Source organism: uncultured Cellulomonas sp., assembly GCF_947494015.1.
GTDB lineage: Bacteria > Actinomycetota > Actinomycetes > Actinomycetales > Cellulomonadaceae > Pengzhenrongella.
Genome location: NZ_CANLTL010000004.1, coordinates 291,080 through 304,290, shown reverse-complemented (window position 1 = coordinate 304,290; position 13,211 = coordinate 291,080). Strand labels below are relative to the sequence as shown.

Annotated in this window: 17 protein-coding genes and 4 tRNA genes; 12 read left to right on the top strand and 9 right to left on the bottom strand. The window is 70.6% G+C overall.

All coding sequences use genetic code 11. From position 1 onward, the window contains the following. Positions 1 to 131 precede the first annotated feature (131 nt). A complete protein-coding gene (locus tag Q0840_RS06895; RefSeq protein WP_298457907.1) occupies positions 132 to 377 on the bottom strand; it encodes a hypothetical protein in 246 nt (81 codons plus the stop codon). 158 nt (positions 378 to 535) lie between these two features. After that, entirely contained in the window at positions 536 to 964 is a 429-nt protein-coding gene (locus Q0840_RS06890) for a DUF4259 domain-containing protein (protein WP_298457904.1), read from the bottom strand. A 135-nt stretch (positions 965 to 1,099) separates the two neighbouring features. Here Q0840_RS06890 and Q0840_RS06885 point away from each other — a divergent pair, with 135 nt between their 5' ends. Next, positions 1,100 to 1,444, top strand: coding sequence for a hypothetical protein (locus Q0840_RS06885; protein ID WP_298457902.1), 345 nt, complete (start codon positions 1,100 to 1,102; stop codon positions 1,442 to 1,444). An 81-nt stretch (positions 1,445 to 1,525) separates the two neighbouring features. On the opposite strand, the gene Q0840_RS06880 is transcribed toward Q0840_RS06885, so the two are convergent. Next, on the bottom strand, positions 1,526 to 1,804 hold the full coding sequence (locus tag Q0840_RS06880) for a hypothetical protein (protein WP_298457899.1): 279 nt from the start codon (positions 1,802 to 1,804) through the stop codon (positions 1,526 to 1,528). Positions 1,805 to 2,035: 231 nt separating this feature from the next. Between Q0840_RS06880 and Q0840_RS06875 the strand changes: the two genes are divergently transcribed. Both Q0840_RS06875 and Q0840_RS06870 read left to right on the top strand, forming a co-directional pair. Beyond that, positions 2,036 to 2,227 (top strand): hypothetical protein, encoded by a 192-nt coding sequence (locus tag Q0840_RS06875; protein ID WP_298457897.1) that lies wholly within the window; start codon positions 2,036 to 2,038, stop codon positions 2,225 to 2,227. A 226-nt stretch (positions 2,228 to 2,453) separates the two neighbouring features. Next, positions 2,454 to 3,020: an HD domain-containing protein gene (locus Q0840_RS06870; RefSeq protein ID WP_298457896.1), complete on the top strand. Its 567-nt coding sequence runs from the start codon at positions 2,454 to 2,456 to the stop codon at positions 3,018 to 3,020. Here the strand turns inward: Q0840_RS06870 and Q0840_RS06865 are convergent. Together Q0840_RS06865 and Q0840_RS06860 are read right to left on the bottom strand one after the other, a co-directional pair. Beyond that, positions 2,988 to 3,458 carry an NUDIX hydrolase gene (locus tag Q0840_RS06865; protein ID WP_298457893.1) on the bottom strand — a complete coding sequence of 157 codons (471 nt, stop codon included), beginning with the start codon at positions 3,456 to 3,458 and terminating at the stop codon, positions 2,988 to 2,990. The genes Q0840_RS06870 and Q0840_RS06865 overlap by 33 nt on opposite strands. Positions 3,459 to 3,468: 10 nt before the next feature. Continuing rightward, positions 3,469 to 4,227, bottom strand: a complete 759-nt coding sequence (locus Q0840_RS06860; RefSeq protein ID WP_298457891.1) for an XRE family transcriptional regulator — start codon at positions 4,225 to 4,227, stop codon at positions 3,469 to 3,471. Between the two features lie 140 nt (positions 4,228 to 4,367). Here Q0840_RS06860 and Q0840_RS06855 point away from each other — a divergent pair, with 140 nt between their 5' ends. The 5 genes from Q0840_RS06855 to xerC are packed head-to-tail and all read left to right on the top strand — an operon-like array spanning position 4,368 to position 9,306. Continuing rightward, positions 4,368 to 4,820 carry a plasmid replication, integration and excision activator gene (locus tag Q0840_RS06855; RefSeq protein ID WP_298457889.1) on the top strand — a complete coding sequence of 151 codons (453 nt, stop codon included), beginning with the start codon at positions 4,368 to 4,370 and terminating at the stop codon, positions 4,818 to 4,820. Between the two features lie 5 nt (positions 4,821 to 4,825). Next, positions 4,826 to 6,283: an FtsK/SpoIIIE domain-containing protein gene (locus Q0840_RS06850; protein ID WP_298457888.1), complete on the top strand. Its 1,458-nt coding sequence runs from the start codon at positions 4,826 to 4,828 to the stop codon at positions 6,281 to 6,283. Then, the gene (locus Q0840_RS06845) at positions 6,280 to 7,923 is read left to right on the top strand and encodes a replication initiator (RefSeq protein WP_298457886.1); all 1,644 of its coding nucleotides are present in this window, start codon (positions 6,280 to 6,282) and stop codon (positions 7,921 to 7,923) included. The genes Q0840_RS06850 and Q0840_RS06845 overlap by 4 nt, the downstream gene beginning before the upstream one ends. A 17-nt stretch (positions 7,924 to 7,940) precedes the next feature. Then, a complete protein-coding gene (locus Q0840_RS06840; protein ID WP_298457884.1) occupies positions 7,941 to 8,159 on the top strand; it encodes a helix-turn-helix domain-containing protein in 219 nt (72 codons plus the stop codon). Next, entirely contained in the window at positions 8,143 to 9,306 is a 1,164-nt protein-coding gene (xerC, locus tag Q0840_RS06835; RefSeq protein ID WP_298457882.1) for a tyrosine recombinase XerC, read from the top strand. Before Q0840_RS06840 ends, xerC begins: the two co-directional genes overlap by 17 nt. 81 nt (positions 9,307 to 9,387) lie before the next feature. On the opposite strand, the gene Q0840_RS06830 is transcribed toward xerC, so the two are convergent. The 3 genes from Q0840_RS06830 to Q0840_RS06820 form a co-directional block, all read right to left on the bottom strand. Then, positions 9,388 to 9,462 (bottom strand) — tRNA-Val (locus Q0840_RS06830). 32 nt (positions 9,463 to 9,494) lie between these two features. Continuing rightward, positions 9,495 to 9,565 (bottom strand) — tRNA-Cys (locus Q0840_RS06825). A 54-nt stretch (positions 9,566 to 9,619) separates the two neighbouring features. Next, positions 9,620 to 9,691 (bottom strand) — tRNA-Gly (locus Q0840_RS06820). Between the two features lie 189 nt (positions 9,692 to 9,880). On the opposite strand from Q0840_RS06820, the gene Q0840_RS06815 reads away from it, so the two are divergent. After that, a complete protein-coding gene (locus Q0840_RS06815; RefSeq protein WP_298457880.1) occupies positions 9,881 to 11,023 on the top strand; it encodes a chorismate-binding protein in 1,143 nt (380 codons plus the stop codon). Between the two features lie 5 nt (positions 11,024 to 11,028). Continuing rightward, positions 11,029 to 11,892, top strand: a complete 864-nt coding sequence (locus tag Q0840_RS06810; protein ID WP_298457878.1) for an aminotransferase class IV — start codon at positions 11,029 to 11,031, stop codon at positions 11,890 to 11,892. 87 nt (positions 11,893 to 11,979) lie between these two features. On the opposite strand, the gene Q0840_RS06805 is transcribed toward Q0840_RS06810, so the two are convergent. After that, positions 11,980 to 12,408, bottom strand: coding sequence for an SsgA family sporulation/cell division regulator (locus tag Q0840_RS06805; protein ID WP_298457877.1), 429 nt, complete (start codon positions 12,406 to 12,408; stop codon positions 11,980 to 11,982). A 184-nt stretch (positions 12,409 to 12,592) separates the two neighbouring features. On the opposite strand from Q0840_RS06805, the gene Q0840_RS06800 reads away from it, so the two are divergent. Next, positions 12,593 to 12,664 (top strand) — tRNA-Val (locus tag Q0840_RS06800). A 254-nt stretch (positions 12,665 to 12,918) separates the two neighbouring features. Next, a complete protein-coding gene (locus Q0840_RS06795; protein ID WP_298457875.1) occupies positions 12,919 to 13,200 on the top strand; it encodes a hypothetical protein in 282 nt (93 codons plus the stop codon). Positions 13,201 to 13,211: the final 11 nt, after the last annotated feature.

Sequence of the window (13,211 nt, the reverse complement as noted above, 5' to 3'; positions counted from 1 at the left end):
CGCTAACAGAGCGACCCGGCCCGAGCACCTACCCGAGCGTGACCGGCCAGCCAGTACCCGAGCAACAAACAGCCGCTGAGCAGCACGGGCGGCATAGCGTTCACGCTCATGCCGCGGAGCGCTGCACCGTGCTATCCGAAGGCGGCTACTGCTTCGCGGAGTCGGGTGACCGTCCGGACCTGTTCAGCGGTCAGGACTTGGGCACTGCTCGACAGGACGTCGTCGAGCGTGGCGATGCAAGCGTTATAGGCGCCCGTGGCGAAGCCATCCCGGCGGAGGCCTCCCGCGATCGCTGCCAGCGCGTCGTCGACTTCGATCAGAGCGTCGTACAGCTCGTCGTCAGCGCCTTCGGTGAGCGAGCCCGGTGAAGGGAACACGCGAGACACCTCGACGGCCCTAGCACTCACCGCTTTGGCTGCTCGCCGTCCGTCTACTCGCACGCCGGGAGTATGCCGTGCATGTCTGCCGCCACTGCCGCCGCGCGCACGCGCCGTCGCCGTCCGCACATGCCGCTGTCGAGTGACGCTTGGGCCCGCTACGAGGCGCCGCCTGCCGTGTCGCGAAGCGCGCTGAGGATCGGCTCCAGCGCGGTGCGGGCCTCGCCCAGCTCGCCGGCGTCCTCCCACAACTCACGCCACTCGGAGTCCGCACCAAAGACTCGTGTCACGGCTCGGACTGCCAGTACGCGCAAGCCTTCGCCGAGATCCAGGCCCTCGAGGGCAGCCGCATCGGGACCATAGTTGTCGTCCAGCTGCGGCCCGTTCGCCTGCGCCGCAGAGACGAGCGCCGCTGCGGCGAGAGCCGCCATGGCATCGTCCGCGTCCAGGTAGTCCTCGGCGTCCGCGGCCGCCGCCAGAGCATCGCGAATCATCGCAGGGCGCGCAGCTACATCGGCCTCTTCGAAGTCGCCCGCCCAGTCGGCAGCGGTGTCGTTGTCGAATGGTCCAGTCCCCCATGTACCCATCGTGCAACCGTAGTGTCCGGACCCGAGACGCGAAGACGGAAGTCGACCTGGCCGCGCGTCCGCACATGCCGCGTTGAGGGCGGCTACGCTCGCCCGGATCTGCCGCTGCACGGGCGCACCGTTGTGCTGCCTGCGATGCTGCTGGACATGGAGCAGGTGTACGTCTTCGAAGTCGAAGACGCCGACGCGGGCAGTTGGACAGCAGAGGTGGCGGTGGCCGCGAGCAAGCCGGTAGAGGCGACCCGACGCATCCGCGCCGCAGGGCTCCACAAGAAGCAGATCCGCAACGACGCTCGCCCCGTTCGCGTCGTCGGACCAGCTGAGGTCCGCGGTATCGATAAGTCGCCTACTGGCATTGTCCGCCGTCGCCGTGAGGACGCCGGATGGACCGAGTGGGAGCCGTTGGCTGCCGATACGTCTCTCAACTGGCGGGTCAGCGGCGCCGCGACGGCGCAAACCAGGGGCAGCGGTCATCGGTAGCGGTTGCCTCTAGCAGCGGATGCCGCTTGGTCGAGCGCCGCATCGTCCGCGCGGTAATGCCGCTGTCCCGGCGGCGTTTGCTCACGAGCCCGCGGCGCCGTCCTCCGCGGCGGTCTCACTGTCATCGAACCAACCGGCAGCCTCGTCCCGAGTGAGAGCGTGCGTGTACGCCACCAGCTGGCCAAGGAATTCGACGCGGTTGTACAACGCGCCTACACTCCGCGCGCACCACTCGCCGTTGTCCAACTTGACCATGAGGAACGCGGCCTCCGCGACTCCGCCGGCCGGTAGCGGGGCAACCGTGAGGTCACCGAGCACCTCGTGAGCCGGCACCTCCGGGCGCTTCTCGTCCTGTGACATGCCCGGAGGCTAGACCGTGCGGACGCCAGGCGGCGCTATGCGCTCTCTTGACGTCGACCACAGCAGGGTCGTCGGGCGCGCGGTCATGCCGCACGTCGCGCGCGGCTCGACGGTCAGTGTCGGGCTTGGTCGGTCGTGCCGATGACCGTGCCCTAGCCGAAGGCCCGAGGTTCGCTCGTCCGGGTGTGCCCGCTGCAAAATGCGGCGGGACGAGTCGGGCATGATGGCGCCGTGACCAACAACGTGCGATCACGTCGGCTAGTGCAATGGGGCTTCGTCGCGGCGGTGCCCGCCGGACTTATTGGGGTCGCGCTGAGTGAGTTTGTCTTCGACTCGGCCGCCTGGGTCTGGTTCGTGTGCTTCTGGGTTGGTTTCGGCGTAGGCGCCGGTACCGCATGGCTAACGAGCCGCCCGGCCCGATGAAGTGGGTGGGCAGCTCGAGCGCGACGGCAGGTATGGCGACGGCTTAGATCTGGCCACCTCGCATCGGGTTGAGACTGCACCAGAGGTGAGGAGACGACGGTCATGCCACCACGAGGCTGCGCTGCCGGCGTTCGCTCATGCCGCGGACCGTGCGCGCAGGCTCGAGGCGTCGGCGTCCTCGACCGCGGTAGCTCAAAGTGTCAGGAGCGGTAGCTACGGTGAGCTCATGGGATTTGCGGCGTGGGGAGCCGCCGAGGAGGTGGCGCGTCGGCACGTCGGCGGGATGGAGCCGCGGTGGTCACACGTCCGTACCGTCGGCCGCCGAGCCGAAGCGGCGTGCCAGCTGCTCGCGCTGCCCGAGGACGTTGGGTCGGCGGCGTGGCTGCACGACGTCGGCTACGGCCGCGCGATCATGGACACGGGCTTTCACGCCCTCGACGGAGCCCGCTACCTACGTCGATGCGGCACGAGCGAGCTGGTTGTGTCGCTCGTCGCACATCATTCCGGAGCCGCCATCGAAGCGGACGAGCGGGGGCTTTCTCGGGAGCTCTCTGAGTTCGCTGCCCCACCGGAGGACCTGCTGGACGTTCTGGTGTGGGCCGACATGACATCGGGCCCCGACGGCGAGCTCGTGTCGATCGATGAGCGGTTCGCTGAGATCTTCGCGCGGTACGAGCGGGACGACGCCGTGTTCCGTGCGGTTGAGCGGGCGATGCCGGGGCTTCGTCAAGCTTCGGAGAGAGCGTCAAGGCGGGTCGCGCTAGCCGACGTACGGCGTATGTCTGTCCTCTAGCGCGTGTACGATGCGGAGCCGCATGGAGGGGTGGAGCGGCAGCGTGTCGATGTGGTGGGGGGCGACCCACTCGACGGCCTTGCTTTCGCTACTGGTCTGCGGTGACCCGCCCCGCAGACGAGCGCGAAAAGCGATCGAGAACTGCTGGCGCACCTCGCCGTCGTCGTACGCCATGACGTGACGAGGGTTCGTGTAGAGGCCGGTGACACGGTCGACCACGACGTCGTAGCCGGTCTCCTCCTTGACCTCGCGGACGACGGTGTCGGCGATCGACTCGCCGATCTCGTGTCCGCCACCCGGCAGCGCCCAGAGGTCGTTGTCGGTCTTGTGGATGAGGAGGACCCGCCCCTGGTCGTCGGTGACGATGGCGACGACCGACGGCACGACGCTGTTGGCGGCGGGTGCGTTGGGGTCGTCGACGTAGTCGATCCGAGCCATGACCGCGACGCTACGCGAGCGTGTACGACCCGTCGACAGTGCGGGCCGTCTGCCACACGCGGTCGAACGAGTCCATGAAGTTGGCGAACAGCCGGCCGCCGGCGACGCGATGCAAGTGCACGACCGGTGCCTGGTTCGCTGGGGAGCCGTAGGTGTGGGTGTTCGCGAGGAGATCCTCGTCGCAGCGGAAGATCGACGAGTAGAGCGTCGTGTCGTGAGCGCGCGCCTCGAGCCCGGGAGTAGCGAGGCATCGGCGCGCGTACTTCCACGTGAGCGTGCACTTGTCGGCCAGTGAGCCCCCGATGCCTTCTTCCTCTCCGCGGAGTCGGACGGCAGCCCCGTTCGGATCGCCGAAGAGCAGACGAACACGCACCCCTGCGTGGGCACGGGCGACGAGGAGCTGGTGGAAGTCGGGAATCGTGTCGTGGAGGAAGCTAGCGGCGAAGGCGAGGACGTCGATGGACTCCCTCGCGCCCTCGATCAGCGACTGCCACGTGCCCGGGGGGACCGACGCGCGGTTGGCGTACACAGCGACGACTTCCGCTTGGCTGGCCGACTGAGCGCGGGTCGTCGACACGAGACTCGGCCAGAGGAATTCCTCGTCGCGGTTGAGGGCGGCACACAGCGCTTGGCGGTTGGCCGGATGCGGCGTTCGGTGGGTGGCGACCCACCGCTCGATGGTCTTCGGATCGACGCCAACCCGCGCGCTCAGGGTTGACGCGGTGAGTCCGGATACGGCGATGGCGGATCGCAGCCTCTCATTGGCCATGCCACGACGGTCCGCTCGTTGGGACGGATTGTCAATGGAAGGACGTCCTAAAACGTCCCTCCATGCGGTGTTCTCGTCCTGGCGGCGAGCAGTCCCATGGTCCTGAGCCGCTGGGGCTCTGGCCGCGGAAGGGGAACGCAATGGCACTGGCACGCAGGTTCAAGGTCGCTCACAACGACGTCTTCCCGATGGGTGCGTACCTCGTCTCGGAGGTAACGCCCGTGCACGACTTCGAGAAGTCGACTCGGGAGACGAAGGTGCAGGACGTCGACAAGGACAGCGGTCTGCCGGTCTGGTCGGTCGACGTGCTGGATGCCGATCCGGACGCGCCGAAGAAGTCCAAGACCGTTACGGTCAAGATCGCGGCGAAGCACCAGCCGGTGCCGCCGGCCAACGACGGGGCGTCTCCGTTCACCCTGGTGATCTTCGAGAACCTCACGGCGACGCCATGGGTCGACTCGTCGCGTTGCGCCGCCCCGGAGCCAGGGAGGCCGCACCGCTGTCGGGCCCAGTCGGCGTGGTCATTCCGTGCCGACGGGATGGCATCGGCGAAGAGTGCTTCCAGCACGTCGTTCTCAACCAAGGTGGCGTAGGCGCCGTGTGGGCCATCGGCGTCGTCGCACTGTGCGTGATGGCCGGCTCGGCGTTGGCCGCACTGGTGCGGCTGGTTCCACTGAGCCTCCGCGCTGCCCGGGTGGCGCTGCGCCAAATATTTGGCGCGATGCGCTGGGTGTCGCGTCACCGCCGATTCGGGGCGGGGAGTGTGGTGGTGGCCGTCGTCGTGTGGATGGCGACCAAGCACGGCGTTGGCGCCCTCGCCGTGGGAGCGGCGATCAGCGCCGCGCTTCTCGCGACGTGGCGACTCCGGGCGCCGGAAACCTTCTCCGCCTGGGTGACGGAGCGCATAGCCGGCTCGTGGCGGTCGGCGCGCGTGTACCGCCCCGCCTGGGAAACCGCCATGGTGACGACGGGACTTGACGCCGGCATCAACGGGGAGCGGCGGCTACCGGCGCTGGTCGGCGTGCGCAGTCGGGCTGGTGTGGACCGAGTACGCGTGCGGATGCTCGCAGGCCAGGTCCTCGAGGACTGGACTGGTCGAGCTCCACGCCTGGCGCAGACCTTCGGCGTGCCGGAGTGTCGAGTTCGCACCGTTCCCGGACGGAGCCGAGACCTCGAGCTCTGGCTTCTTGTGGCAGACATGCTCCTGGCGGAGGTCTCACCGTTTCGGTCCCGCACCTCGGACGCCGCGGCGCTGGCCGTTGCTGTCCAAGAGGACGGACGGCGCTATCGGCTTCGCCTTCTCGGAAGTCATGTGCTCGTGGTCGGTGCAACGGGATCGGGCAAGGGGTCGGTTCTCTGGGCCATCGTCGCGGGCCTGGCGCCGGCCATCCGCGACCGCACGGCCCGGGTGTGGGCGCTCGACCCGAAGGGTGGCATGGAGCTGGCCGCGGGGAGGCCGCTGTTCGACCGATTCGTCTACGGCGATCCGGATGACGGCGGCGACTACGAGATCGAGTTCGCGCGGGCGTTGGAGGACGCCGTCTCGATCATGCGGCGACGCCAGGCACGCCTGCGGGGGATCACCCGACTCCACAGCCCGACGGAGGAGGAGCCGCTGATCGTGGTCCTGATCGACGAGCTGGCAAACCTCACCGCGTACATCACCGATCGGGAAGCGAAGCGACGTATCGGTGCGGCGCTGTCGCTGCTGCTGTCGCAGGGCCGCGCGGTGGGTGTGAGCGTGGTCGGCGCCGTTCAAGATCCCCGCAAAGAGGTTGTCACTGTCCGGGACCTGTTCCCGACCAGGATCGCCCTGCGATTGTCGGAGGCTGACCAGGTCGCGCTGGTGCTCGGAGCGGGAGCGCGCGATCGCGGAGCTCGGTGCGACCGGATCGCTGAGTCCATGCCCGGGACCGGGTACGTCGGCATCGAGGGGGTCGCTGAACCTCTGCGCGTGCGGTTCCCGCACTTCACCGACCAACACATCGACGCGCTCGTCGCGGAGTACGGGACGTCGGCGGACATGACGGCAGCAGAGACGCGGAGCGCGGCATGACGACTCTCCTTGCCGAGCGGCGCGCTCCGGCGCTCGCATCGGGACGCGCCAGCAGGCCGGCTATCGGCGACGACGTGGTGCGTGAGTTGGCGATCGAGCAGGCGGTCTGTGTTCGTCCTGTCGTCCGGCGGGTCACCGACCGTGCCACCGGGGTCGTCACCACGGTCGCGATCCGGTGCGGATCGACTCGCGAGTCCCGATGCCCGAGCTGCGCGTCCAACGCGCGCCGCCTACGGATGACGCAGTGCGCGGAGGGCTGGCACGCCGCCGTCGAGCCTGCCGTGGATCCCGCCACGGTGGAGCACGCGGGCGGCCCCGACAGCTGCCCGGCCGAGGAGAACGACGCCGGCGAGCAAGAGGACGTTGGCGACGAGGTTGCGCGTCAGACGCGGTCGACCCGTCGCCGCGCCGACGCTCCGGACCTGCCCACTCGTCCGGTCGAGAACCGGACCGTCGGCCGGACCTTCACGGCTCCCGACGGCAAGATGTACCAGCCGTCGATGTTCGTGACGCTGACACTTCCGTCGTACGGCAAGGTCCGCCCGTTCACCGGCGCGCCGGTCGACCCAGCTCGGTACGACTACCGTCGTGCCGCGTTGGATGCTCTCCACTTCTCGAAGCTGCTGGATCGGTGGGTGCAGAACCTGCGCCGCTGCGCGGGCTACAGGGCGCAGTACTTCGGTGCTGTGGAGGCGCAACGCCGCCTCGCGCCGCACTTCCACGTCGCCATCCGTGGCGCGATCCCGAGAGCCACCCTCAGGGCTGTCACGAAAGCCACGTACTTTCAGCTGTGGTGGCCGCAGATGGAGACCCCGGTGTACGACCACCGCCTCCCGGTGTGGGATGGCGCCGACTACCGCGACCCGGACACCGGTATGGCGCTGCCGACCTGGCAGCAGGCCGTCGACGCCCTCGGCGACGAACTGCCGGGCACGAGACCTGCGCACGTCATGCGGCTCGGCTCGCAGGTCGACATCAAGGGCATCGTCGGCGGGACTCCGGACGCCGATCGCGCGGTGCGGTACCTGACGAAGTACCTCACTAAGGCGGTCGCGGAGACGTACGCCGATGACGACGCGGTGGACGTCGCCTATGAGGCCCATATCGACCGTTTGCACCACGAGGTCCGCTGGCTGCCCTGCTCCAAGGAGTGCGCGAACTGGCTCCGCTTCGGAGTCCAGCCGTACAACGCCGGGCCCGGACTCGTGCCGGGGCGATGCCCAGCGAAGGCGCACGACCGGGAGCACCTCGGGGTCGGTGGGCGGCGGGTGCTTGTCTCGCGGAGCTGGTCGGGGAAGACCTTGACCGAGCACCGGGCGGACCGTGCCGCCGTCGTCCGAGCGGCGCTTCAGGCCGCCGGTATCGAGGCGCCCGCGGCGGAACGGATGGCAGCGGAGGTCCTCCACACGGATGGGCTTCCCCGCTACACCTGGCAGGACGTCCCCGTGTCCGCGCTCGACTACGCCCGCGTCGTGATGGGCAGCGTCGTCGAGGCGCGGCGGTGGCGTGCGGAGTACGAACGGGCGCGTGAGGTCATGGTCGGCGCCGCTGTCTGTCAGCGTGCCGGCCCGCCCGTGGCGGCTGTGGACAGTCTTTCGGCAGAGGAGCGGACCGAACGAGAGCGGGGGCGATGGCAGTGAGTAAGGGTTCAACACTGATGCCGCAGGGGGTGACGCCCGGGCGTGTGCTGTACGACGTGCCCGAGACGATGGCGCTGCTCAACCTGAGCCGGACCCAGCTGTACGAGCTGATCAGGTCGCGTCGGCTGGTGACGGTGACCGTCGGTCGTCGACGGCTGGTGCCCAGAGCGGCGATCGACGACTACGTGGCGGAGCTCATGCGAGCGGCGGGCGGCGACGGTGGGCGCGCGGCGTAGCTACGGCGAGGGCAGCCTCTACTGGAACGAGTCGCGCCAACGCTGGGTCGGGCTCGTCTCACTGGGGTACTGGCCGAACGGGAAGCGACGCGTTAAGTGGATCAGCGGCCGCACCAAGACGGAGGTCCGGGCGAAGCTCCGCGACGCGCAGCGCGTGCAGGACGCCGGACTCGCGGCCGAGCGACACGCGTACACCGTTCGCGAGGCCGTCGAGTCGTGGCTCGACCACGGCCTTGTCGGCCGAGGGGATAGCACGGTGGCGAACCGCCGAAGCCTCGCCATCACACACGTGCTCCCCGAGCTCGGTGCGAGACGTCTGAGCGCGTTGACCGCCGCAGAGGTGGAGACCTGGCTGGCGGGTCGGGCTGAGGTTCTGAGCACCGACACGGTGAAGCGCCTTCTGTCGATCTTGAGGATGTCGATCCGGCGAGCGGAAGCACGTGATCTCGTCGGTCGGAATGTCGCACTGCTGTGCGACGTGCCTCGAGGTCAGGTGGGCCGGCCCTCCAAGTCGCTCACCCTGCAACAGGCGAAGCGGGTCATCACGGCGTCGGAGCGCTCACCGATGCACGCGTACGTCGTGGTGTCGCTGCTGACCGGGGCCAGGACAGAGGAGCTGCGGGCTCTGCGATGGGAGCACGTCGACCTCGAGGGGCGACCTCCCGACGTGCCGCCCACCGTGGAGCTGTGGCGTTCGGTGCGGAGTGACGGAGACACGAAGACACGGCGGTCGCGCCGAACCATCGAGCTACCCGTTCGGGCAGTCGTCGCTCTCCGCACGCACCGCGAGCTGCAGGAGACGTGGCGACGGGAGGCGGGGGAGCGATGGCGCGAGCATGGCCTCGTGTTCGCCAGCCGGACCGGGACGCCCCTGGACGCGGCGAACGTCCGGCGGGGGTTCAGAGCCGTCGTGGCGGCCGCGGGGCTGCCTGCGGAGGACTGGACCCCGCGGGAGCTGCGGCACAGCTTCGTCTCGGTCATGTCCAGCTCGGGGGTGCCGATCGAGGACATCGCCCACCTGGTCGGTCATGCCAGCACGAAGGTGACCGAGACGGTGTACCGCAAGGAGCTCCGGCCGGTGCTCACCCGCGGCGCTCGGGCGATGGACGACATCTTCGGCTCGGACGGGGGGCACACCGATGACTAGCAGTTTGACTAGCGAAGCCGGTTGGGCAGCACAAAGGCCGTCCCGGATCTCTCCGAAACGGCCCCTGACCTGCGGTGGTGCTGGTGGGCGATACTGGGATCGAACCAGTGACCTCTTCCGTGTCAGGGAAGCGCGCTACCGCTGCGCCAATCGCCCGTGCGGTACTGCCTGGGGTACTACGACTGCAGAGGTGGAGACGGGATTCGAACCCGTGTGGACGGCTTTGCAGGCCGCTGCCTCGCCTCTCGGCCACTCCACCGTGCGACCCGACGCTCACAAGCTCCGGGAGCCGACCACAGGGTCGGGGCCACCGAGCGGACGACGGGATTCGAACCCGCGACCCTCACCTTGGCAAGGTGATGCTCTACCACTGAGCCACGTCCGCACGACCCGTGTCCCGTCTCGTTTCCGATCCGGTGCGCCGGGCGCGTCCCAGACTTTAGACCACCTCGTCGGCGAGAGTCCAACTGGCGCCCGGCCGGTCGCCCCGGCAGCGGCGCAGACGGGTCGCGCCGCCGTCCGCCACGGCCGGACGGCGCCGGGGCTGGTCCGGCGCCCTCGGTACCGTGGCGGGGTGCCCGCCGACGCCGCCCGTCCCGCCGCCGGCGAGGCCCGGTTCGCGGGCGTCCGCGCCCGGCGCCCGGTCGAGTGCGTCGACCTCGCCGAGGACGCGGCCACGGTGGCGCGCGGGGGCTTCTGGGCCGTGGTGGGGGAGTTCGACGGACCCGTGCGCGCCTGGCGGTTCGCCGACGTCGTCCGCGGCGACGGGACGGCCGATCCGGGCGACGGTGACGCCTGGCAGGGGCCGTCGGTCACGGGCTGGAGCACGTCGATGGACCGCCCGACGTACGAGCGCGCGGTCGAGGCGGTCCGGGGGGCGGTCCGGGCCGGCGACGTCTACCAGGCCAACGTGTGCCGGGTCCTTGCCGCGCCGCTGCGAGGGGGAGCCGGGGGCGAGCCGTCCGCGCAGGCCCTGGCCGCCGTCCTGGCCCGCGGCAATCCCGCGCCGTTCGGCGGCCTGGTCCACGTCCCGGCGTCCTCCGGGCTGCCGCCGGTGTGGGTGGTGAGCGCGTCCCCGGAGCTCTACCTGCGCCTGTGGGACGGCGTCCTGACGTCCGCGCCGATCAAGGGCACCGCCCCGACGCAGGCGCGGCTCGGCGACAAGGACCGGGCGGAGAACGTCATGATCACCGACCTCGTCCGCAACGACCTCCAGCGCGTGTGCGACCCGGGGAGCGTCGAGGTGACGTCGCTGCTCGCGGTCGAGCACCATCCCGGCCTGGTGCACCTGGTGTCCACCGTGCAGGGGCGCCTGACCCGCTCGGCGGCCTCGGCGCCGGACCGGTGGGCGCGCGTGCTGGCCGCGACCTACCCGCCCGCGTCGGTGTCCGGCGCGCCGAAGCTCGCGGCGCTGGGGCTCATCGCGGCGCTCGAGCCGGTGCCCCGCGGCCCGTACTGCGGCGCGGTCGGGTGGATCGACGCGGACGCCGGCCGCGCAGAGCTCGCCGTCGGGATCCGGACCTTCTGGTGGACAGCCGATGCCGAGGTGCGCGCGGGCGCCCAAGTCGCCCCGGGCGACCGGGCGGCGGCGGTGTCCGGCACGCTGCGGTTCGGCACCGGGGCCGGCATCACGTGGGGGAGCGAGCCGTCCGCCGAGTGGGCCGAGACCGAGCTGAAGGCGCACCGCTTGATCGGCCTGGCTTCTGCGCCACACTGACCGGTATGAGCGTCGTCATCTGGTCCGGGGGCCGGCTCCGTGCGCCGGACGAGCCGATCGTCACCGCCGTCGACCACGGCCTCACCGTGGGGGACGGCGTCTTCGAGACGTGCGCCGTCCACGACGGCCGCGCGTTCGCGCTCAGCCGCCACCTGCGGCGCCTGGAGAGCTCCGCGCGCGGGCTGGGACTGCCCGCACCCGATGCCGACGAGGTCCGCGCGGGGGTGGCCGCCGTCCTGGAGGCCGCGGGGTCGGCGGCCGGGCGGGTCCGGATCACCGTGACCGGGGGTCCGGGACCGATGGGCTCCAACCGGCTGCCCGCCGCCGAGCAGCGTCCGACGCTCGTGGTGGTCGCCGCGCCCGCGAGCCGGGCGCGGTCGTCGCGCGCCGTGCGGGTCCCGTGGGTGCGCAACGAGCGGTCCGCGGTCGCGGGCTTGAAGACGACGTCGTACGCGGACAACGTCGTGGCGCTGGGCTACGCGGCCGAACGGGGTGCGGACGAGGCGCTGTTCGCGAACACCGTCGGGGAGCTGTGCGAGGGCACCGGGTCGAACGTCGTGGTCGAGCTCGGGGGCGAGCTCCTCACGCCGCCGCTGTCCAGCGGGTGCCTGGCCGGCATCACCCGCGAGCTCTTCCTCCAGTGGTGCGGGCAGGCCGGCATGCCGGTGCGCGAGTCGGGCCCCGGCGAGCTGCCCTGGCAGGTGCTCGAGGACGTCCTGGCCGGCCGGGCGCACCTCGCGCTGACGTCCTCCACCCGCGACGTCCAGCCGGTCGTCGCGCTGGACGGCACCCCGCTCGAGGCAGGACCACTCAGCCTCGAGGCCCAGCGGGTGTTCGCGGCCCGGCTGCCGGACGAGCTCGACCCCTGACCTCGCCGGAGGGCCCGACGGACGCAGGACGCACGTCGGCCCCCGACCGCGGGGCGGTCAGGGGCCGAGGTCGGCGTGCGGTTCCGATCAGGCGGTGAGCAGAGCCGCGATCAGGCGGCTGATCTCCGGGTCCATCCGGGTGCTCTCCGACCCGAAAGGCACGAGCTGCTGCGTGGTCGTCACGAAGCGCTCGACGGGCTCGGACGGGGCGGCCAGGAGCGCGTCGCCCTCCACACCGCTGAGCGAGATGAGGACGTAGGCAGGGTCGTCGTCACGCCAGACCCGGACGTCCCCGGTCCCGGCCGGGGCGTCCTGCGTCGCGTGCACGCCCTGCGCGAGGAGCTCACGACCGATCAGCCAGGTCGACATCGAGTGGGGGCCGGTGAAGACGGCGCGTACCGTGTACGGGTCCGCGGCCCGGAAGCCGAGCTCCGCGGTGACGCCGAGCACCGACGCGTCGGACAGGACCAGCTGCATCGTCACCACTTCGACGACGTCAAACGGGCGGACAGCCATCGTCGCCTCCTCTTCGGTTGCCCGAAGGCTACGGGACACCACCAGCGCGAGGCGCGATTTCCTGCACGTTTCACCCAAGTGGCAGCAGGCCCGCGCGCACGTCCCCGGGCCCCGTTTCGGTTCCTCGGCACCGATCCGCTATCCTCGTCGGAGTCGCCGCGGAGCACCTGGCCGCGGGCACGACGGGCGATTGGCTCAGTGGTAGAGCGCCTCGTTCACACCGAGGAGGTCACTGGTTCGAACCCAGTATCGCCCACCCTCACCCACGGGTCAGGTCCCTCTCGGGACCTGGCCCGTTCGTGTTCCCCGCGTCGCTGCGCACCGGCGGCCATCCGCCGCACCGGACGCGGTGCCCGGCTTCGCCGTGACGTCGCACCGCAACCGCCTCGCACCGCGGCGCAGACCCCGGGACAAATTGCCTGGTGCCGCCGGCAGCCGTGCGAGCAGCATGGTGGTACGTCGAGACAGGCCGCGCCTGTGCTGGCCGCCGGCGTTCGATGGAGGCGGATCATGGCCCGGTCCACGGATGTGCGCGCCGTGCAGTCGCGACTGCAGGAGCTGTTCGACTCGATGCCGCCCGAGCAGGCCGACGTGCTCGAGGCCGTCGTCGCCGGGACCCCGCTGGAGGTCCGTGAGGAGCCGCCGCTCGGGGCCGACGGCGCCGACGAGGTGTCGATCATCGTCGTCGGCGGGCGTCGCCGGGGGTGGATCGTCTTCGACGTCGGCGAGATCCTGGCGGAGCTCAACCCGCAGCCCCTGCCGCCCGAGCCGCCGGACCTGCCGGTCCGCTGAGCCCACCGGTC

Excerpts from the sequence above, each read along its gene's own strand:
- Q0840_RS06890 (WP_298457904.1), bottom strand. The coding sequence starts at position 964 with ATGGGTACATGGGGGACTGGACCATTCGACAACGACACCGCTGCCGAC.
- Q0840_RS06885 (WP_298457902.1), top strand. The coding sequence starts at position 1,100 with ATGCTGCTGGACATGGAGCAGGTGTACGTCTTCGAAGTCGAAGACGCC.
- Q0840_RS06880 (WP_298457899.1), bottom strand. The coding sequence starts at position 1,804 with ATGTCACAGGACGAGAAGCGCCCGGAGGTGCCGGCTCACGAGGTGCTC.
- Q0840_RS06870 (WP_298457896.1), top strand. The coding sequence starts at position 2,454 with ATGGGATTTGCGGCGTGGGGAGCCGCCGAGGAGGTGGCGCGTCGGCAC.
- Q0840_RS06865 (WP_298457893.1), bottom strand. The coding sequence starts at position 3,458 with ATGGCTCGGATCGACTACGTCGACGACCCCAACGCACCCGCCGCCAAC.
- Q0840_RS06860 (WP_298457891.1), bottom strand. The coding sequence starts at position 4,227 with ATGGCCAATGAGAGGCTGCGATCCGCCATCGCCGTATCCGGACTCACC.
- Q0840_RS06855 (WP_298457889.1), top strand. The coding sequence starts at position 4,368 with ATGGCACTGGCACGCAGGTTCAAGGTCGCTCACAACGACGTCTTCCCG.
- Q0840_RS06845 (WP_298457886.1), top strand. The coding sequence starts at position 6,280 with ATGACGACTCTCCTTGCCGAGCGGCGCGCTCCGGCGCTCGCATCGGGA.
- Q0840_RS06840 (WP_298457884.1), top strand. The coding sequence starts at position 7,941 with ATGCCGCAGGGGGTGACGCCCGGGCGTGTGCTGTACGACGTGCCCGAG.
- Q0840_RS06810 (WP_298457878.1), top strand. The coding sequence starts at position 11,029 with ATGAGCGTCGTCATCTGGTCCGGGGGCCGGCTCCGTGCGCCGGACGAG.
- Q0840_RS06805 (WP_298457877.1), bottom strand. The coding sequence starts at position 12,408 with ATGGCTGTCCGCCCGTTTGACGTCGTCGAAGTGGTGACGATGCAGCTG.
- Q0840_RS06795 (WP_298457875.1), top strand. The coding sequence starts at position 12,919 with ATGGCCCGGTCCACGGATGTGCGCGCCGTGCAGTCGCGACTGCAGGAG.